The sequence below is a fragment of the Bradyrhizobium sp. LB11.1 genome (assembly GCF_040549385.1).
In the GTDB taxonomy this organism is placed as follows: Bacteria; Pseudomonadota; Alphaproteobacteria; order Rhizobiales; family Xanthobacteraceae; genus Bradyrhizobium.
Window position 1 is genome coordinate 556,092 of record NZ_JBEPTH010000004.1, and the last position, 18,331, is coordinate 574,422.

16 protein-coding genes are annotated in these 18,331 nt (G+C 63.6%); 8 read left to right on the forward strand and 8 right to left on the reverse strand.

Translation table 11 applies throughout. The annotated features are described in order from the left end of the window. Positions 1-17: 17 nt before the first annotated feature. Both glgA and glgC read right to left on the reverse strand, forming a co-directional pair. Positions 18-1,448 (reverse strand): glycogen synthase GlgA, encoded by a 1,431-nt coding sequence (glgA, locus tag ABIA96_RS13975; protein ID WP_354137620.1) that lies wholly within the window; start codon positions 1,446-1,448, stop codon positions 18-20. After that, positions 1,445-2,707 (reverse strand): glucose-1-phosphate adenylyltransferase, encoded by a 1,263-nt coding sequence (gene glgC, locus ABIA96_RS13980; RefSeq protein ID WP_354137621.1) that lies wholly within the window; start codon positions 2,705-2,707, stop codon positions 1,445-1,447. The genes glgA and glgC overlap by 4 nt, the downstream gene beginning before the upstream one ends. A gap of 346 nt (positions 2,708-3,053) precedes the next feature. Between glgC and ABIA96_RS13985 the strand changes: the two genes are divergently transcribed. The 4 genes from ABIA96_RS13985 (at position 3,054) to ABIA96_RS14000 (ending at position 6,263) form a co-directional block, all read left to right on the forward strand. Then, positions 3,054-3,491 (forward strand): hypothetical protein, encoded by a 438-nt coding sequence (locus ABIA96_RS13985; RefSeq protein ID WP_354137622.1) that lies wholly within the window; start codon positions 3,054-3,056, stop codon positions 3,489-3,491. 290 nt (positions 3,492-3,781) lie between these two features. After that, positions 3,782-4,627 (forward strand): CmcJ/NvfI family oxidoreductase, encoded by an 846-nt coding sequence (locus ABIA96_RS13990; RefSeq protein ID WP_354137623.1) that lies wholly within the window; start codon positions 3,782-3,784, stop codon positions 4,625-4,627. Positions 4,628-4,731: 104 nt separating this feature from the next. After that, on the forward strand, positions 4,732-5,046 hold the full coding sequence (locus ABIA96_RS13995) for a septal ring lytic transglycosylase RlpA family protein (RefSeq protein ID WP_354137624.1): 315 nt from the start codon (positions 4,732-4,734) through the stop codon (positions 5,044-5,046). A 47-nt stretch (positions 5,047-5,093) separates the two neighbouring features. Beyond that, positions 5,094-6,263: a Gfo/Idh/MocA family protein gene (locus ABIA96_RS14000; protein ID WP_354137625.1), complete on the forward strand. Its 1,170-nt coding sequence runs from the start codon at positions 5,094-5,096 to the stop codon at positions 6,261-6,263. A 176-nt stretch (positions 6,264-6,439) separates the two neighbouring features. Here the strand turns inward: ABIA96_RS14000 and ABIA96_RS14005 are convergent, their stop codons facing one another. Beyond that, positions 6,440-6,631, reverse strand: coding sequence for a hypothetical protein (locus ABIA96_RS14005; protein WP_354137626.1), 192 nt, complete (start codon positions 6,629-6,631; stop codon positions 6,440-6,442). 330 nt (positions 6,632-6,961) lie between these two features. Then, a complete protein-coding gene (locus tag ABIA96_RS14010) occupies positions 6,962-8,272 on the reverse strand; it encodes an ABC transporter substrate-binding protein (RefSeq protein ID WP_354137627.1) in 1,311 nt (436 codons plus the stop codon). 469 nt (positions 8,273-8,741) lie between these two features. Here ABIA96_RS14010 and ABIA96_RS14015 point away from each other — a divergent pair, with 469 nt between their 5' ends. From ABIA96_RS14015 to ABIA96_RS14030, 4 genes are all read left to right on the forward strand, one after another. Beyond that, positions 8,742-9,872, forward strand: a complete 1,131-nt coding sequence (locus ABIA96_RS14015) for a sugar ABC transporter substrate-binding protein (protein WP_354137628.1) — start codon at positions 8,742-8,744, stop codon at positions 9,870-9,872. Positions 9,873-9,936: 64 nt separating this feature from the next. Further along, positions 9,937-11,484: a sugar ABC transporter ATP-binding protein gene (locus ABIA96_RS14020; protein WP_354137629.1), complete on the forward strand. Its 1,548-nt coding sequence runs from the start codon at positions 9,937-9,939 to the stop codon at positions 11,482-11,484. After that, positions 11,477-12,589: an ABC transporter permease gene (locus tag ABIA96_RS14025; protein ID WP_354137630.1), complete on the forward strand. Its 1,113-nt coding sequence runs from the start codon at positions 11,477-11,479 to the stop codon at positions 12,587-12,589. The genes ABIA96_RS14020 and ABIA96_RS14025 overlap by 8 nt, the downstream gene beginning before the upstream one ends. Continuing rightward, complete coding sequence (locus ABIA96_RS14030) at positions 12,586-13,545, forward strand: ABC transporter permease (RefSeq protein ID WP_354137631.1); 960 nt, start codon at positions 12,586-12,588, stop codon at positions 13,543-13,545. Before ABIA96_RS14025 ends, ABIA96_RS14030 begins: the two co-directional genes overlap by 4 nt. Positions 13,546-13,578: 33 nt before the next feature. Here ABIA96_RS14030 and ABIA96_RS14035 read toward each other — a convergent pair whose 3' ends face one another. From ABIA96_RS14035 to ABIA96_RS14050, 4 genes are all read right to left on the reverse strand, one after another. Continuing rightward, the gene (locus tag ABIA96_RS14035; RefSeq protein ID WP_354137632.1) at positions 13,579-14,478 is read right to left on the reverse strand and encodes an SMP-30/gluconolactonase/LRE family protein; all 900 of its coding nucleotides are present in this window, start codon (positions 14,476-14,478) and stop codon (positions 13,579-13,581) included. Between the two features lie 170 nt (positions 14,479-14,648). Further along, a complete protein-coding gene (locus ABIA96_RS14040) occupies positions 14,649-15,887 on the reverse strand; it encodes an ABC transporter substrate-binding protein (RefSeq protein WP_354137633.1) in 1,239 nt (412 codons plus the stop codon). A 36-nt stretch (positions 15,888-15,923) separates the two neighbouring features. Then, entirely contained in the window at positions 15,924-17,405 is a 1,482-nt protein-coding gene (locus ABIA96_RS14045; RefSeq protein ID WP_354137634.1) for an ATP-binding cassette domain-containing protein, read from the reverse strand. Beyond that, positions 17,405-18,331 (reverse strand): branched-chain amino acid ABC transporter permease, encoded by a 927-nt coding sequence (locus ABIA96_RS14050; protein ID WP_354137635.1) that lies wholly within the window; start codon positions 18,329-18,331, stop codon positions 17,405-17,407. The genes ABIA96_RS14045 and ABIA96_RS14050 overlap by 1 nt, the downstream gene beginning before the upstream one ends.

An 18,331-nucleotide genomic window follows, 5' to 3' on the forward strand; every position in this document is an offset into this window, starting at 1 on the left:
GCGCATCGCGCAGGGCTTCAGGCGCGGCGGGATGCCATCAGGCCGCGATAGAGCGCCGCGTACTCGCCCGCCCGGTTGCGCCAGGAGACGTCGGTCGCAAGGCCCGCGAGCTGCAATTGCCGCCATGCCGCCTTGTCATGGAAGGTGAAGCTTGCGCGCCCCAGCGCTGCCGAAAGATTTGCCGATGTCACTGGCCCGAATGTAAAGCCGGTGGTCTCGTTCACGGTATCCGCGAGGCCGCCGACGCGCGACACGATCGGCACGGCACCATAGCGCAGGGCGCAGAGCTGCGTCAGCCCGCATGGCTCGAACCGCGACGGCACGATCAGTGCGTCAGAGCCGGCCTGGATCAGATGCGCGAGCGCCTCGTCATAGCCGATCACGGCCGCTATCCGGCCCGGATGTCCGCGTGCAGTTCCTTGGTAGCGATCCTGCAGTTCGGCATCGCCGCTGCCGAGCAGCGCCAATTGCATCCCATCGCTCAAGATGGTGGGCATGGAATCCAGCAGCAGATCGAGGCCCTTCTGCCACGACAGGCGGCTGATAACACCGAGCAGCAGCGCATCCGGCCGCGGATCGAGGCCGAATCGCTGTTGCAGCGCTGCCTTGTTGGCCGAACGAAACGACAGCTCCCCGGCGCTGAAGCGATAGGCGATATGCGGATCGGTGTGCGGATTCCACACCGAGATGTCGATGCCGTTGAGGATGCCACTTAGCACGCTTGCGCGCTCGCGCAGCAGGCCGCCGAGCCCCATGCCGCCTTCGTCGCTCTGGATTTCCTGCGCATAGGTCGGCGACACCGTGGTGATGCGATCGGCGAGTTGCAGGCCGGCTTTGAGGAAGCTGATGCCGCCGAAATATTCGAGCCCGTGGACGTCGAACGACGCCTCTGCAGGCAGGCCAATAGAACCAATGAGCTGGCGAGAAAACTTGCCCTGATAGGCCATGTTGTGAATGGTCATCACCGTGCCGGGCCGCGTTCCGCCGTCATAGTGCAGATAGGCCGGCACGAGCCCGGCCTGCCAGTCATGGGCATGCACGACGTCAGGCACGAAGGCCGCGACGAGACCGTGGCCGATGTCGGCCGCGACGCGCGATAGCGCCGCGAAGCGCACGCCGTTGTCCGGCCAGTCGACGCCTTCGGCGGTGACGTAGGGATTGCCCGGCCGTGCGTAGAGATGCGGCGCGTCGAGCACGAACAGGTCGAGCCCGTCGTGTGAGCCGGCGAGCAGCCGGCCCGGGCCGCCGAAATAATCCGGCCAGCGCCGGATTTCATCCGCGCCCGAAAGCAGTCTCATCACGTCCGGGTAGCCCGGCATCAGCGTGCGCATCTCGACGCCGTGCGCCTTCAGCGCAATCGGCAGCGCCCCGGCGACATCCGCGAGGCCGCCGGTCTTGACGATGGGGTAGACTTCAGAGGCGACCGCGAGGACGCGAACAGGCGTCATGTATTGAGCCTGTCGATCATGGTCTGGGTGATCAGCGAGATGCCCTGCTCGGTGGTGCGGAAGCGCTTTGCGTCGAACTCGGGATCTTCGCCGACGACAAGTCCTTCGGGGATCTCGATGCCGCGGTCGATCACGACGTTCTTGAGCCGCGCGCCGCGGCCGACGGTCACGTAAGGCATGATCACCGCGTTCTCGACATTGGCATAGGAGTTGATGCGCACGCCGGTGAACAGCAGCGATCGGCGCAGCGAGGCGCCGGAGATGATGCAGCCGCCCGAGACGAGCGAGCTCACGGCGTAACCGCGCCGGCTCTCCTCGTCGTGGACGAATTTGGCGGGCGGCGTGATCTCCGAATAGGACCAGATCGGCCAGGCGCGGTCGAACAGATCGAGTTCCGGCACTACGTCGGTGAGGTCGATATTAGCGGCCCAGTACGCGTCGACCGTTCCGACATCGCGCCAGTAGGAGCGCGGCTCGGTGCCGGTCCGCACGCAGGAGGTCGAGAACTGGTGCGCGATCGCGCGTCCGTTCTTGACGATGTAGGGAATGATGTCCTTGCCGAAATCGTGGTTCGAGTTTGGATCTGCGGCGTCGCGCTTGAGCTCCTCATAGAGGAATTTCGCGTCGAACACGTAGATGCCCATGCTGGCAAGCGAGACGTCCGGCTTGCCCGGCATCGGCGGCGGATCCTTGGGCTTCTCCAGGAATGACTGGATCCAGCCGTTCTCGTCGATATGCATGATGCCGAAGCCCGAGGATTCCGCGCGGGGCATTTCGAGGCAGCCGACCGTGACGTCGGCGCCGCTGTCGACGTGCTGGCGCAGCATCACCTCGTAGTCCATCTTGTAGATGTGGTCGCCCGCAAGCACCACGATGAAACGTGCGTTGTGCGACTCGATGATGTCGATGTTCTGGTAGATCGCATCCGCCGTGCCGACATACCACATGCTCTCCGAGACGCGCTGGCTCGCAGGCAGGATGTCAAAGCTCTCGTTGCGTTCGGGCCGGAAGAAGTTCCAGCCCATCTGGAGATGCCGGATCAGGCTGTGCGCCTTGTACTGGGTGGCGACCGCGATACGGCGGATGCCGGAGTTCACCGCATTCGACAGCGCGAAATCGATGATGCGGGATTTGCCGCCGAAATAGACCGCGGGCTTGGCGCGCCGATCGGTTAACTCCAGCAACCGGCTGCCGCGACCACCAGCCAGGACAAATGCCAAAGCCTGGCGGGCAAGCGGCTCATTTCCGGCGGCACTCATGCTTTCCTCCCACGCATTTGGTGCAAGCTCAGGCCATCGCGAGACGCCTCCCGGCCGCGCACCATTGGAACCGATAGTAATGGTACGAATAGGTAATCGGAAAGGTGCTTGTTGGTTGCGAACGCATGGGAAGCTTAACGCTTTGCCGTGGCGCGCGGGACCTCCGGCGCCGTCTCCCCGGTGTCGCGTCCGGGCGGCGGAGGGCCCGCCGGCTGATCACAATTGGGGCACATCGGCCTGCCTTGTGCGTTGCACGCGCATTCGAGGCTTTGACTTAACGCTGGGATGCCCGATCATGTTGCTCGCGATCCTTTTCCAAACGAAACGTCAGACACGGAGTAAGACGATGATCTGGAAAACCGCAATTGCCTGCTCGCTGACCGCCGCTTTCATGGCGGGTGAAATCGGGCAGGCGGCAGCGGCGCCGATGCCGACCAATGTCGCGACTATGAAGGCTGCGACACCGGAGGCAACCACACAAGTCCACTGGCGCGGCAGAGGCTTTGGTTGGGGCATTGGCGGCCTCGCGGCCGGTGCGATCATCGGCGGCGCCATCGCCGGCGGTTCACCTTATGGCTACTACGGCGGCGGGCCCTATTACGGTGGCTATGGTTATCCGGGGCCGGGTTACGGCTACGGGTATGCGCCAGCCTATTATGGTGGCGGTTACGGACCGGGCTATGGTTACCGTCCCTACTACCGCCCCCGCCCTTATTATGGCTATGGCTACGGCTACTATCGGCCGCGGGCCTATTACCGTCCCTACTACCGACACTATTGGTGATCGCGCAGGCCCGAATGGTGGCCTAAAGCGACCGCCACACGATCAGGCTCATGCAGGCGAGATGCAGCGGGCCGGCTTTGAGGCGAAGGCTGCGCATCTCGCCGATAGCTCAGGCGTGTTCAAGCGTTTGTGAGGCGAGAACGACGTTCTCCGCGCTGCGCCTATCGTCGACACGTTCGTTCTGCATATCTTGCGCTCGACAACAGCCTCATTGCTATTTGCATCATCTCTCTTGCAGCCCCATCGGTCCCGTCAAAAATTAATCCGACGACCACATCGGGAGACCGGCCATGGGCCTGCAAGAAACAAAGATCGAATCGCTTCCCTTCGTCACCGCTGAACTCAACTACCTCGCGCCGGTGTCCGGCAAGCCACGTACCTACGCCTTCGATCCGCCGCCGGGCGAGCCCAAAAGCACATCGCTGCCTGAGCCGCACCAGGTGCCGATCTTCGATGCGCGGCTGATCGCGCACAATCTCTCCCTCGATCGCGAAGGCTTTGCGCTGGTGCGCCATCCGAACCGGGTGAAGGACTTTTACAACGACGAGGAAATACGAGCGCTGTACTATCCCGCCGTCGAGTCCTTCCTGCGCGCGACGCTGAAGGCCGACCGCGTTGTCATCTTCGATCACACCGTGCGCAGGCGCGTCGAGGGCGCGGCGGATATTCGCGACGGTGGACCGCGTCAGCCCGCGACACGCGTCCATGTGGACCAGACCGCCGTCTCCGGGGCCAACCGTGTGCGCGAGCATCTGCCTGACGAGGCCGAGGAGCTGCTCAAGGGCCGCGTCCAGGTGATCAACCTCTGGCGGCCGATCCGTGGTCCGCTGCGGGACTCACCGCTCGCGATGGTCGACGGCACGACCGTCGCGCCTGACGATCTCGTCGCCTCCGATCTGATCTATCCCAACCGTCGCGGCGAGACCTATTCGGTGAGATACAATCCGAACCATCGCTGGTTCTATTTCCCTGAGATGACAGCGGACGAAGCGCTGCTGCTCAAATGCTATGATTCAGCAACCGACGGCCGCACGCGTTTCGGGCCGCACACCGCCTTCGTCGATCCGACCACGCCGCTTGATGCCGCGCCGCGCGAGAGCATCGAGGTGCGCACGCTGGTCTTTCACAAACAGTAACAATGTGTGATGGCACCTGCCGGGCATCGCCCGGCAGTGTTTTGGGAACCAAGGGGAATCGGGCGACGTTTGCAGCGCGGGGCAGGGCAATCGGGAGCGATGCCGTGCGAGCGCAGCCGACGCTATTGTTTTGTCTGACCACTTTGTCGCTTTCTGCATTTTCCGTCGCCCACGCTGAAAGCGGACTTGCCTCATATTATGGATACGGGAAGGCCGCGAAGAACGGCGAGCTGACCTGTGCGCACAGGACGCGCCCGTTCGGCAGTGTGCTCAGGGTCTCCTACAGCGGGCGGACCATCCAATGCCGCGTCAATGATCGCGGCCCGTTCATCCGCGGCCGCATTGTCGATCTCTCGGTGCCCGCGGCCCGCGCGCTCGGCATGATGAGCGCGGGCGTGGTGCGGGTCTCGGTGGAATAGGCGCGCAGGCCCGCTATAGTGCCGCCCAAAGCAAGGGGAGGGGCGCTATGGCCAAAATCAAGGTCGGACTGGTCGGCTGCGGCTTCGTGTCGGAGCTGCATATGTATGCGTTCCGGCGCGTCTATGGCGTGGACGTCGAAGTTGCGGCAGTCGCGGCGCGCGGCGACTCCGTTGTCGAATTCGCCGCCCGTCATGACATTCCGCGCGTCTATCGCAGCTTTGCGGAGTTGATTGGGGACCGTGCGCTCGATGTCATCGACATCTGCACGCCGCCCAATCTCCACGCCGAGATGATCGTCGCCGCCATGCAGGCCGGCAAGCACGTCATTTGCGAAAAGCCGTTCGCCGGTTATTTCGGCCGTGACGGCGACAGGCGGCCGATCGGCAAGCACGTGCCGAAGGCGCTGATGTATGAGCAGGTGCTGGAGCAGATGGACGCGACGCGTGCCGCGATCGAGCGCACGGATAAGCTGTTCATGTACGCCGAGGACTGGATCTATGCGCCGGCCGTGACCAAGACTGCAGAGATCCTCAAGGCGACAAAAGACAAAGTCCTGTTCATGAAGGGAGAAGAGAGCCATTCCGGCTCGCACGCCGCGCATGCCGCGCAATGGGCGATGACCGGCGGCGGTTCACTGATCCGGATGGGCTGCCATCCGCTCTCCGCGGTGCTCTATCTCAAGCAGGTCGAGGCGAAGGCGCGCGGCGAGACCATCAAGGTCGCCAGCGTCACCGGCGATGTCGGCAACGTCACGGCAATCCTCAAGCCGGAGGAGCGGACTTACATCAAGGCCAATCCGATCGATGTCGAGGATTGGGGCACGCTGACGGCAACGTTCTCCGACGGCACCAAGGCCACCGTGTTCTCCGGCGACATGATCATGGGCGGCGTACGCAATCTGATCGAGACCTACACCAGCGGAGGCTCGCTGTTTGCCAACATCACCCCGAACACGCATCTGATGAGCTACCAGACCTCCGAGGAAAAGCTCGCCTCCGTCTACATCACCGAGAAGGTCGACCGCAAAACCGGCTGGCAATATGTTTGCCTCGAAGAGGAATGGACGCGCGGCTATCTCCAGGAGATCCAGGATTTCATGGAATGCGCCGCGACCGGACGGCAGCCGCTGTCCGACCTCGCGCTGGCCTATGAGACGATCAAGGTCAACTACGCCGGCTATTGGGCGGCGGAAGAGGGACGGCGGGTGATGTTGTAGGACGCCGCCGCAGGCTCGCTGCTATCAATCTCGCCGCCTACCAGGCTCCGACAGCCATCATCATGACAATGGTCAGGCAAGAGAGGCAGGCAATAGACGCAGCATAGAATTCCGGCGTATTCAATGTTGCCTCCTGAAAATGTGCTGCCTTTCCAAATATTGTTGCCGTGGCGCGATTATTCCCGCGCGCGCTTCAATTCGGCTTCTTGCTGCGGATCCATCCTGTCCGGATCGGCGGGATCATCGTCCGGCAGAAAGAGTTTTGGATGTTTACCCGTGAGCAGAAGCTGCTTGCGCATCTCGGCAAGGCGAGCGCGGCAATATTCCTTGTAGAGCATTTCGAATATGGCGGGCATGGTCACCCCCATCGCTGGAATTCAGTTTCTGAAAATGTCTGGTCCGCGCTGGACGGCTTCGAAATGCGAGCCGATTTGCCGGTTGAGCCAACCTGACGCGATTGGCTGATCGGCTTGTACGTAGGAAATTGAAGCAGCGCTGATTATCCAGATCACATTCTAGAAGTTTTTTGTTTCAATAAGACTTCGCTTCACAACCTGTGCGAGTTGATCGACGGTCGAAAATCCAACTACAGCGCGAAAGCAATGACCATTGGCTGCAAATAGCGTCAACTACAACGCCACTCGTGCAGCGAGCTATTCTCCCTCTCGGGGAGAGCTACTGCCGCTATGACGGGACGACTACGTCCCGTAAGTCGATCCCTTCGGCAGCGGAAACACCGGGTCCTGGGTGCGGATGTTGGTCGGCCACACCACGGAGATGTGCTCGCCGGCATTCTGCATCACCACCGGCGTCGAGCGTTCGTTCTGGCCCGAGAGCGGCGTGCCCGGCGGGAAGAATTTCACGCCGTAGCCCTGGATGGTGCCGCCGGGAGGGATATCGACGTCGAGCGCGGCCTTGCGAATGGCTTCCGGCTCGAAGCTGCCGTATTTCTCTTTTGCCACCGGCAGCACGTTGTTGAGCAGCACCCAGGTCTGGTTGAAGCCCATCGAGCAGTGCGGCGGCACGTCGGTGGCGCCGGTCTTGGCCTGGTAGCGCGTGACCATGGTCTTGATCAAATCACCCATGCCGGGCGCAAGCTTCGACGGGTCGAGCAGCTGGGCCGGCACCGGATCGATGTTGCAGAAATTGTCGATGTCGGCGCCGAAGGCCGTGCGCAGCTTGTCGAGCTGGCTGTAACCGGCTCCCGCACCGAACAGCATCTTGAACCGAAGTCCACTCTCGCGCGCCTGGCGCAGGAACAGGGTGATGTCGGGGTTGTAGCCGGCGTGCGAGATCACATCGACCTTGGCGCGCTTGAGCTTGGTCACGAGCACCGAGAGATCGGGCGCGGAGGCCGAATAGCCTTCGCGCAGCACCACCTGGATGCGGGCCTCCTTGGCATAGGCCTCGTCGGCGGCTGCGACACCCACGCCATAGGGACCATCCTCGTGGATCAGCGCAACCTTGACCTCCTTGGGCTCCATGCCGAGCTTGGTCTTGGCGTGCTCGGCGATGAAGCCTGCGAAGGCCTGGCCGTACTGGTCGGAGTGGATCTGCGCGCGAAAGACGTATTGCAGGTTCTTGTCCTTGAACACGGCGGTCGACACCGCGGTCGTGATCCAGAGGATCTTCTTCTGCTGTTCGACCTTCGCCGCCATCGGCACGGCGTGCGCGCTGGAGAAGACGCCGTTGATGATGTCGACCTTTTCCTGGCTGATAAGCCGCTCGGCCTCGTTGATGGCGACATCGGCCTTGCTCTGGGAGTCGGCGGCGACGGGCGCGATCTTGGTCTTGCCGCCGATGCCACCCTTCTCGTTGACAAGATCGATCGCGATCTGCGTTCCGACGGATGAGGCGACCGAGCCGCCCGCGGCAAACGGGCCGGTGAGATCGTAGATCACACCCATGCGCAATGTCTCGGCTTGCGCCTGGGCCCTTGTCCAATCGAGGCTGAGTGTGGCGGCGGCAGCCGCTGTACCCTTCAGCAGCTGCCTGCGTGAAGTCGGCATCCTATCCCTCCCTCCGAACCGTCGTTTGCGACTGGCTTTAGTTTTTTGGCGAGTATTTGGAGGGCGCCTGTGAAAGTCAACATGCACCGCACCAGGCAAATCGCGGCCGTCCGTGATCGGATCGGCATTTTTCACTGAGTATCATTCTTTTTGCGGAGCGCTCGGGAAGACACCGCTCCGCTGTCCCTCGCCCATGGACCGTTCGATTGCTCTGCATCATGCCGGACGCGAACATCCGCTTGTCGTGCGTGTGCTTTCAGCTTCGCCGCAACACGACATCGTCTCCCGCAATTGTGATGGTTTCGCTCCCGCGCGGTCGCCGCGGGCCAGGCTTGCGACCGGCATCCGGCTTGTGTGCGTCGGAGGTTGCGTGCCATCCTAGCGGGGCAAATTGCACGGGAAGCTCAATTCCCGGCTTGGCCATCGCGCCGCGTTAAGGGTGGAACACAAAGCTCAGGGAGGTAGAGACATGGTGTGGACGCTTCGTTTTGCGGGGCTGGCTTGCGCTGGCCTGTTGCTGTCCTCGGTCAGTGCGTTGGCAGGGCCCAAGGTCGTATCCGGTCCGGGCGCCGATCCCGGATGCTTCAAGCCCTGGTCTTCCCAAACCAAGTTTTTCCAGTGGGCCAAGAAGCCCGGCCCGTACAAGATCGCGCTCGTCAACGGCTTCGTCGGCAACACCTGGCGCATCCAGATGGTGAAGACCGCAAAGGCGTTTGCCGCGCAGCCGGGCATCAAGGAGAACATCAAGGAGTTCAAGGTCGTCTCGACCGGCACCGATGTTGCAGCGCAACTCGGCGCGATGGAGGACTTCATCAATCAGGGTTTTGACGCCATCGTCACCATCGCGGTCGCCCCCGATGGTTTTGATCGCATCATCCGGCTCGCCGACAAGAATAATGTGGTCGTGGTGCCCTTCGACAACGTCCTCGACACCGACAAGGTGATGATGGTCAACGAGGACCAGAAGGAAATGGGCCGCATGTCGGCCAAATGGCTCATCGATGAGAGCGGCAAGAAGGCGGGAGACATCCTCGAGGTTCGCGGCCTGCCGGGCAATTCGGTCGACCGCGACCGTCATCTCGGCTTCCGCGAGGTCATGGAAGCTCCGGGCAACAGCTTCAAGATCACGGAAGTGGTCGGCAATTGGGACACCGGCACCTCGCAGAAGGTGACGGCGGACGCGCTTGCGGTGCACGGCCATTTCGACGGCGTGTTCACGCAAGGCGGCTCCGACGGCACCGTGCAGGCGCTGATGTCGGCGAAGCACCCCTTCGTCCCGATGTCGGGCGAGGGCGAGAACGAGTACCGCAAGCAGATCGCCGATCACGCCAAGGACGGGCTCAAGGGCATGTCCTACGGCCAGTCCCCGGCGCTGGTCGCCATCGCCACCAAGGCGGCGATCTCCGCGTTGCAAGGCAACGTCATGCCGCAGCTCATCTCGATTCCGATCCCGGTCGCGACCTACAAGGATCTCAAGCCCGGCACCAATTACTGGCCGGACCTCAACGCAAACTTCTTCGCGCCGAACCAGTTCACGCCGTGTGGCGTCAATTTCACGGCGCCGGAGATCATGTCGCAGAGCGAAAAGAACACCCAGTGAGCACACTGGAGATGTCCCGGTTGCGGCCCGGCCTTCGCCGGGCCGCGGCCGCGTGAGCCTCGCCATGCCGGAGGCCACCTCGAGCCAACCCGCCTTCCTCACCTTGTCCGGAATTTCCAAGCGTTACGCCGGTGTACGCGCGCTCGAAGGCGTCGATTTCGCGTGCGAGCGCGGCAAGATCCACGCGGTGCTGGGGGAGAACGGCGCCGGCAAGTCGACGCTGATCAAGATCATCGCCGGCGTTGTGCAGCCTGATGCCGGCACCATGCGGCTCGGTGGGGACGATGTGAGCTTCGCGACGCCGTCCGCGGCCAATGCAGCCGGCGTCGTCTGCATCTTCCAGGAATTGTCGCTGATGCCCGACCTCTCGGTCGCGGACAACATCTCGATCGCGTCGCCGCCGCGCCGGTTCGGCCTCATCGACGCGCGGGCGCAGCGCCGCCGTGCCGAGGAGCTCCTGGCCGAGATCGGATGCGAGGACGTCAATCCCCTGATGCGCGTGCGCGATCTGCCGCTGTCGCGCCGTCAGGTGGTGGAGATCGCCAAGGCGCTCGGCAAGAAGCCGCGGCTGTTGATCCTCGACGAAGCCACATCGGCCCTCACCAGTGCCGACGTCGAGAAGGTGTACGCCATGCTGGCACGGCTCAAGGCCGAGGGCGTTGCCATTCTCTATATCTCGCACCGGATGCACGAGGTCGAGGCGCTCGCCGACCGCGCCTCCGTGTTTCGCAACGGTCGCCATATCGAGACCTTCGACAAGGGCCGACGCTCGACCGCCGATATCGTTCAGCTCATGATCGGGCGCGACATCGCAACCCAGTATCCGCCCAAGCCGGCACGGGGAGCTCCGAAGCCGGTGCTGGCCATCGATAATCTGAGCTGGGACAGGAGCCTCGACCGCATATCGCTCAGCGTCGGCGCCGGCGAGATCGTCGGCCTCGGTGGGCTCGACGGCCAGGGCCAGAAATCTCTGCTGCTGGCGCTGTTCGGGGTGCTGCGCGGCGTCTCCGGGCAAGTCACCGTCGAAGGCCGCGAGGTGCGTCCGGGATCTCCGGCGGCGGCGAAATCGGTCGGCATCGCGCTCGTGCCGGAGGATCGCAAGACTGAAGGGCTGATGCTGCCGATGTCGATCGCCGACAATCTGGTGATCGCCTCGCTCGACGCGATCTCGACCGGACCGCTGGTCGACCGCGCGCGCGAGAATCATGAGATCAAGCGCGCCATCGCGCGGCTGCAGATCAAGATTGGCGCCCCCGGCGACGCGGTCTCCACGCTCTCCGGCGGTAACCAGCAGAAAGTCGTTCTCGCCAAATGGCTGATGACCGATCCGCGCATCATCCTGCTCAATGATCCCACGCGCGGCATCGACGTCGGCACCAAGCAGGAGCTTTACCGGCTGATGCGCGAGCTCGCCGACCAGGGCGCCGCCATCCTGTTCTACTCGACGGACTACGACGAGCTCATCGGCTGCTGCGACCGGGTGGCGATCATGTATGACGGGCGCATCGTGCGCGAGCTTCAGGGCGACGGGCTCACCGAGACCAACATCATCGCGAGCGCGCTGAATATCGACGCCACGACACCGGGCGCTGTCGGGGTCGCCCATGCTTGACGATATCGCCATCAGGATTCGCCAGAACATCGGCATCGTCACCGCCGTCCTGTTGTTCTCCATCCTCTATCTGCTCTACAACTTCGCCCACCCCAAGGGCTTCTCGTCGGCGGTTCTGGTGCAGAACGGCGACGAGATATTTGCGCTCGCCATGCTGGCGATGGCCCAGACCGTGCCGGTGCTGGCGTCGGGGCTCGATCTCTCCGTGGGCGCCGTCATGACCATGGTGGGCTGTTTCGCGAGCTATCTGCTCACGGGGGTGGCGGGCGGCGCGCCGTTGCATCTCGACATCTTCGGCTTGCAAATCGGTCTTGGCACCTTTCCCGGCGGGGTGAGCGGCATCCTGCTCGGGATCGTCGTGTGCCTCGCGATCGGCGCACTGGCCGGTTTCGTCAACGGCTGCGTCGTCGTCTATGGACGCATCCAGCCGATCATCGCGACGCTCGCGACCGGCGCGGTCTATATCGGCATCGCGCTGTTCCTGCGGCCGACGCCGGGCGGCAAGATCGACGAGGATCTCAACTGGGCGCTGACCAATTCGCTCGGAGACTTCGCCGCGACCGTCCATATCTTTGATGATGGCGCAGCCAGCTGGTTTGCGCCGGTGGCCTGGATCCCGGTGCCGTTCGTGCTGCTGGTCCTGATTGCCCTGCTGGTCTGGGTACCGTTCCGGCGCTCCGTGCTTGGCCGGGCCGTCTATGCGGTCGGCTCGGCTGAAGGCGCAGCCTACATGTCCGGCCTTCCGATCGAGCGCGCCAAGATTGCGGCCTTCACGCTCGCCGGATTCTTCGCTGGTTGTGGCGGCCTGTTCCTCGCCATCCAGACATCCTCAGGCAATGCCGACATCCCGCAGGCCGGCGCCTACACGCTCAACTCCATCGCCTCTGTCGTCATCGGCGGCACGTCGTTGCTCGGCGGGACCGGCAGCGCGATCGGCTCGATCTTCGGCGCCATGGTCTTGCGCGTCATCTCGTTCTTCTTCCGCATCTTCGACATCGCGCCGCTGTTGCAACCGCTGTTCGAGGGCCTGATCCTGCTTGCCGCGGTCAGCATCGGCGCGCTCGGCGTCCTGCGCGTCAAGAACACGCTGGAGCTGTTCCGATGAGTTCGGCCTCACTCAGTCTCTCGCGCGATGACCGCCCGATCCTGATCGCGGCGCTGTTCATCCTCGTCATCCTGGTGGCGGGCACGATTTACACATTTGCGCGCTTCGGCAGCGCGCCGCTGTTGTCACCGACTTATCTGTTGCAGCAGCTCCAGATCGGTGCGTTTCTGGGCATCGTGGCCGCCGGGATGATGATGGTGATCCTGATCGCCCAGATCGACCTGTCGGTGCCGTGGACGCTCGCCGCCGCCGCCATGATGGCGACATCGATCGGCGGGCCGCTCGCAATTCCGGTCGGGCTCGGGGTCGGGGTTCTGGTCGGTCTCGTCAACGGCATCGGCGTTGCTTATCTGCGCGTGCCCTCGATGATCTTCACGCTTGGCGTCAACGCGGTGATGCGCGGCCTGATGGTCGCCCATACCGGCGGCTACGCGCCGCAGACCGCCGCCACCGACCTGATGCGGATGCTCGCCGGCGACCGCACGCTCGGTATTCCCAACGCCTTGTTCGTCTGGGCCGCCGCGTCGGTGCTCGTCACCATCGTTCTCCAGCGCACGGCGCTCGGCCGTTACGTCTATGCCATCGGCAACAAGGAGGCGGCCGCGTATCTGGCCGGCGTCGACACCCGCCGCATCACCGTGATCTGCTTCGTGCTGTGCGGGGTCGCAGCCGCGCTCGCCGGCGTTCTGCTCGCCGGCTACTCCACCAAGGCCTATCAGGGCATGGGCGATGCCTATCTGCTGCCGTCGATCGCGGCGGTCGTGATCGGCGGTACCAACATTCTCGGCGGCCGCGGCCGTTATCTCGGCACGCTGGTCGGCGTCGTGCTGATCGTGCTTCTCAACAGCGTGCTGTCGATCATGGACATGCCCGAGGCCGGCCGCCAGGTGATCTACGGCCTGGTCATCATTATGATGCTGCTGGTCTACGGTCGCGGCGAACGCGTCACGAGTTGACGCGACACGTTCTGCTTCATCGCGATCGTTCTCTTACACCGCCGCCCGCGTGTTGAGAAAGATCGAATACAGCGAGGTCTGCCCGCAGATGTAGAGGCGGTTGCGGCGCGGGCCGCCGAAGCAGACATTGGCGACGATCTCGCCGATCGGGATCGTGCCGAGATGCGTCCCGTCGGCTGCGTAGCAGAACACGCTGCGGCCGGCCGACGTCCAGATGTTGCCATGGATGTCGCAGCGGAAGCCGTCGTAGAGCCCGTCCGTGCAAGTGGCATACAGCGAGACTTCTCCGATTGCCTGTCCCTTGACCTCATAAGACCAGATCGTCGGCGGCAGCCCGCGGACATGCGTCGCGCCGGTGTCGGCGACGTAGAGCCGGTTTTCGTCCGGCGAGAAGGCCAGTCCGTTGGGCTGCACCCGATCGGACACGACGCGCGTGATGGCACCGGAGCTGCCGTCGATCCGGTAGACGTTGGAGGCACCAATCTCGGAGGGGCTTTGCTGCCCTTCATAGTCGCTGTCGATGCCGTAAGTCGGATCGGAGAACCAGATCGAATTGTCGGACTTGACGACGACGTCGTTGGGCGAATTCAGCCGGCGGCCCTCGAACGCGTCCGCCAGAACGGTGATCGAGCCGTCGTGCTCGGTCCGGGTGACGCGCCGCATGAAATGCTCGCAACTGACCAGCCGCCCCTGGCGATCGGTCGTGTTGCCGTTGGAATTGAAGCTGGGCGAGCGGAACACCGAGACCGATCCGTCGGTCTCGTCGAAACGCATCATCCGGTTGTTCGGAATGTCGGACCAGATGAGGTAGCGCCCGGCCGGAAAGTAGGCGGGGCCTTCGGCCCAGCGGCAACCGCTGGTGAGCTTTTCGAGATTGACGTGGCCGAAGACCAGCCGGTCGAAGCGAGGGTCGTGGGCGACATAGGGGAGCATGCGTCCTCCTTGATGAGCCGCAGATTCTTGGAGCTGCCTGCGTGCTGTCCTTACTTTGATCGACCCTGCCAAATTTGCAAGAGTGCCTCAGTTCGGGGCGCATCGCCGCAAAACGAAATGCCCGGGACAGGCCCGGGCATCACGCGCTTGCGAAGACGTTCTTCTGCCTCTTACTGCGACAGCTTCACGAAGTTCGGAAACTTCAGCTTGCCTTCCGCGATCTTCTCCGGCCAGACCACCACCTGCTTCTGGTCCTGCCACTGGAAGACGAGGCCGGTCACCGCGCCGGGGCCGGACTTGATGCCGTGGGTGAACTCGTCGTCCTTGCCGTAGAACTTGATCTGGCCGATCGTGCCCTCGAAGTCGGTCTTCTCCATCTCGGCGACCATCTTGTCCGGATCGGTCGAGCCGGCCCGCTTGATGGCGTCGGTGATGATGTAGACCTCGTCATAGGCGGTATAACCGGTATAGGCCGGCGGCGTGCCGAACTTGGCCTTGAAGGCCGCCGCGAACGGCTTCGTCTTCGAGGTCACAGCGACGTCGGGCGTCGAAACCGCGAGCGACGGCACGCCGTCGGCGGCGCCATTGGTGTCCTTCCAGAATGTCGGGCTCAGCGCCTGCGCGCTGATGCCGAACATCGGGATCGGCACCTGCTGGTTCTTCCACTGCACCGTCGGCTGCACGCCGACATGCGAGATGCCGGTCACGATCACGTCCGGCTTCTTGCTTTCCATGTTGTTGAAGATCGGCGTGAAGTCGGTGGTATCAGGCGAGAAGCGCACATGCTCGACGACCTTCAGCCCGGCCTTCGGCAGGCAGGCCTCGTAGCCGACGTCGAGGGGCTTGGTCCATGCGGCGTCCTCGCTCATGATCGCGGCGGTCTTCATGTGCATCTTGTCGACCAGGAGATCCTTGGCCGCATCGCAGACGATCTGGGCTTGCGCTGCGGAGGTCAGATAGCCGTGGAAGGTGTACTTGTTCTTTTCATAGTCGTTGTGGATCGCCTTGGTGATCTCGTTCGAGGCGGCGCCCGGCGTGATCAGCGGCATCTTCAGCCGCGCCGCCCAGGGCTCGAGCGCCAGCACGACTTCGCTGATATAGCTCGCGATCACGGCGGACACCTTGTCCTCGCTCACGGCGCGCTGGAAGGCGCGCACCGAATCGGCCGAGGAGCTCTTGTTGTCATAGGTGACGATCTCGACCTTGCGGCCGAGGATGCCGCCCTTGGCATTGATCTCGTCTGCGGCGATCTGGGCGCCGCCGGGCGTTGCAGCACCTGCGATCGACTGCACCTCGGCAATGACGCCGATCTTGATCGGATCGTTCGACTGTGCGTAGGCGGGGGCGGCGAGGCACAACGCCAGCGCGGATGTAACGAGGCTGCTCGCCAAAATCGTCGATGATCGCATGGTCGTTTCCCTTCGTTGTTTTTGTTGATACGCGAGCTAGAGAAAATCGGCACCGGCCTCGGCAGCGAAGCGGCCAGGATCGCCCTCCCAGACGATCCTGGCATGCTCCAGCACGTAGACGCGGTCGGCATGCGGTAGCGCGAAGGTCACGTTCTGCTCGCCGAGCAGCACGGTGATTGACGTGGTCTGACGCAGCCGCTCCAGCGCTTTGGACAGCAACTCGAGGATGACGGGTGCGAGCCCCAGCGTCGGCTCGTCCAGGATCAGGATCTGCGGCTGCATCATCAGCGCCCGGCCGATCGCGAGCATCTGCTGCTCGCCGCCGGAGAGCGTCTGCGCCAGCTGGCCCTGGCGCTCCTTCAGGATCGGAAACAGCTCGAACAGCCAGGCGAGTTGCTTGGCGCGGGCTTCGTCGTCGAGATGTTGCCCGCCGAGATCGAGGTTTTCGCGCACACTCATCTCGCCGAATAGCTCGCGCGATTCCGGGCACTGCACCAGGCCGCTGCGGGCGATCTTGGCTGGGCTCGTGCCGCGCAGCTTTCCGCCGCCGCGCAGGATCTCGCCGCTATAGGGCAGGAAGCCGGAGATGGTGTTGAACAGCGTGGTCTTGCCGGCGCCGTTGAGGCCGACGATGGAGACGAACTCGCCCTCGTGGATGTGGATCGAGACGTTCTCCAGCGCCTGGGCCTTGCCATAAAACACGCTGACATTCTCGACCTGGAGCAGCGGTACCTTGTCCTTGAAGCTGGTCTCCGGCCGCGCGTGGGTCTCCAGCGCGCCGCCGAGATAGACCCGCCGCACGGTCTCGTTCTTCATGACGTCCTCGGCTTTGCCCGTGACGATCTCCTCACCGAGATACATCGCGAGCACACGGTCGACCAGCGCCGCGACACTCTTGACGTTGTGGTCGACCAGCATCACCGCGCGGCCCTCGTCGCGAAAACTGCGGATCAGGTTGGAGAACACGTCGACCTCGGCGCGCGTCAGGCCGGCGAAGGGCTCGTCCACCAGCACGACCTTCGGGTCGCGCGCGATCGCCTTTGCGAGTTCGAGCCGGCGCAAATCGGCGAAGGGCAGCGTCGGCGGGCGGCGGTTCATCACGGAGCCCAAGCCGACGCGGTCGGCGATCCATTTGGCGCGCTCGACCAGCGCCTTGTCGGGGAACAGCATGAACAGGCTGTCCGGTAGCAGCGCCACCATGATGTTTTCCAGCACGGTCTGCCGATTCAGCGGCCGCGAGTGCTGGAACACCATGCCAAAGCCCTTGCGCGCGATCTTGTGCGCGGGGAGGCCAGCGACATTCTCCCCCTCGAAGACGACTTCGCCGGCAGTCGGGCGCTCGATGCCCATCACGCTCTTCATCGCGGTGGATTTGCCCGAGCCGTTCGGCCCGATCAGGCCAAAGATCTCGCCGCTGTTGACCTCGAAGCCGAGGTTCTTCACCGCCGTCAATCCGCCGAACCGTTTGGTCAGGCCGCGGACTTCGAGCACGGGCGGGTTGGAAAGCCTCTGATCCATCACGAGCGAGCCTCGCGCGAGAGGGCCGCTCCGAGGAAGCCGCCGGGAAAGAACAGCACGACGAGCAGCGCGACCGCCGAGACGATGAAGGTCGCGAGTTCGCCGGTCGGGCGCAGGAATTCGCCGGCCACGATCAGGAAGATCGCGCCCAGCGCCGCGCCGAGCACGGTGCGCCGGCCGCCGAGCACGGCCGAGACGATCACGTTGACGCCGACCGCGACGTCGACGACGGTGCCGACCGAAGCGGTGCCGAAGTAGAACACCAGCAGCGCGCCTGACAGGCCCGAGAAGAACGCGCTGACGATGAAGGCCGCGAGCTTGTGCTTGATGATGTTGAAGCCGAGCGCGCCGGCCTGCACCGGATCCTGACCACTGGCTTGCAGCACGAGCCCGACCGGCGATTGCGAAAGGCCGTAGAGGATCGCCGCCGAGATTGTCATGAAGCCGAGCGCGATCCAGTAATTCGCGCCGGCGTTGATGGTGATGACGTCGGGGATGGTTAGCCCGATCTCGCCGCCGGTGAGGTCGGCGAATACCACGATGAAGTTTTGCAGCATCAGCACCGCGACCAGCGTGGTCAGGCCGAAATACGGCCCGCGCACGCGCAGTGCCGGCAGCGCCAGCACCAGGCCCGCGATGACGGAGGCAAGCGCTCCCAACACGATGCAAGGATAAACCGACCAGCCGAACTGGGCATTGAGGATGCCGGCGGTGTAGGCGCCCACGCCGATCAGGAAGGTCGGTCCAAAGTTCACTTCGCCGGCGAAGCCGAACAAGAGGTCCCAGGACATCGCGAACACGCCGAAGTAGAACGCGACAGTCAGCAGTCCGAGCACATAGCCGGAGACATAGAGCGGCAGCGTCGCCGCAATCACGACGAGCGCGAGCGAGATAAAGAACAGGCGCGAGGTAAAGAAGCTCGCCAT

What these genes read in the sequence shown, in the direction of transcription:
- ABIA96_RS13985 (WP_354137622.1), top strand. Translation starts at nt 3,054, where the DNA reads ATGATCTGGAAAACCGCAATTGCCTGCTCGCTGACCGCCGCTTTCATG.
- ABIA96_RS14000 (WP_354137625.1), top strand. Translation starts at nt 5,094, where the DNA reads ATGGCCAAAATCAAGGTCGGACTGGTCGGCTGCGGCTTCGTGTCGGAG.
- ABIA96_RS14030 (WP_354137631.1), top strand. Translation starts at nt 12,586, where the DNA reads ATGAGTTCGGCCTCACTCAGTCTCTCGCGCGATGACCGCCCGATCCTG.
- ABIA96_RS14020 (WP_354137629.1), top strand. Translation starts at nt 9,937, where the DNA reads ATGCCGGAGGCCACCTCGAGCCAACCCGCCTTCCTCACCTTGTCCGGA.
- ABIA96_RS14035 (WP_354137632.1), bottom strand. Translation starts at nt 14,478, where the DNA reads ATGCTCCCCTATGTCGCCCACGACCCTCGCTTCGACCGGCTGGTCTTC.
- ABIA96_RS14025 (WP_354137630.1), top strand. Translation starts at nt 11,477, where the DNA reads ATGCTTGACGATATCGCCATCAGGATTCGCCAGAACATCGGCATCGTC.
- glgC (WP_354137621.1), bottom strand. Translation starts at nt 2,707, where the DNA reads ATGAGTGCCGCCGGAAATGAGCCGCTTGCCCGCCAGGCTTTGGCATTT.
- ABIA96_RS13990 (WP_354137623.1), top strand. Translation starts at nt 3,782, where the DNA reads ATGGGCCTGCAAGAAACAAAGATCGAATCGCTTCCCTTCGTCACCGCT.
- glgA (WP_354137620.1), bottom strand. Translation starts at nt 1,448, where the DNA reads ATGACGCCTGTTCGCGTCCTCGCGGTCGCCTCTGAAGTCTACCCCATC.
- ABIA96_RS14005 (WP_354137626.1), bottom strand. Translation starts at nt 6,631, where the DNA reads ATGGGGGTGACCATGCCCGCCATATTCGAAATGCTCTACAAGGAATAT.
- ABIA96_RS14040 (WP_354137633.1), bottom strand. Translation starts at nt 15,887, where the DNA reads ATGCGATCATCGACGATTTTGGCGAGCAGCCTCGTTACATCCGCGCTG.
- ABIA96_RS14045 (WP_354137634.1), bottom strand. Translation starts at nt 17,405, where the DNA reads ATGGATCAGAGGCTTTCCAACCCGCCCGTGCTCGAAGTCCGCGGCCTG.
- ABIA96_RS14050 (WP_354137635.1), bottom strand. Translation starts at nt 18,331, where the DNA reads ATGGCGAGCTTCTTTACCTCGCGCCTGTTCTTTATCTCGCTCGCGCTC.
- ABIA96_RS14010 (WP_354137627.1), bottom strand. Translation starts at nt 8,272, where the DNA reads ATGCCGACTTCACGCAGGCAGCTGCTGAAGGGTACAGCGGCTGCCGCC.
- ABIA96_RS14015 (WP_354137628.1), top strand. Translation starts at nt 8,742, where the DNA reads ATGGTGTGGACGCTTCGTTTTGCGGGGCTGGCTTGCGCTGGCCTGTTG.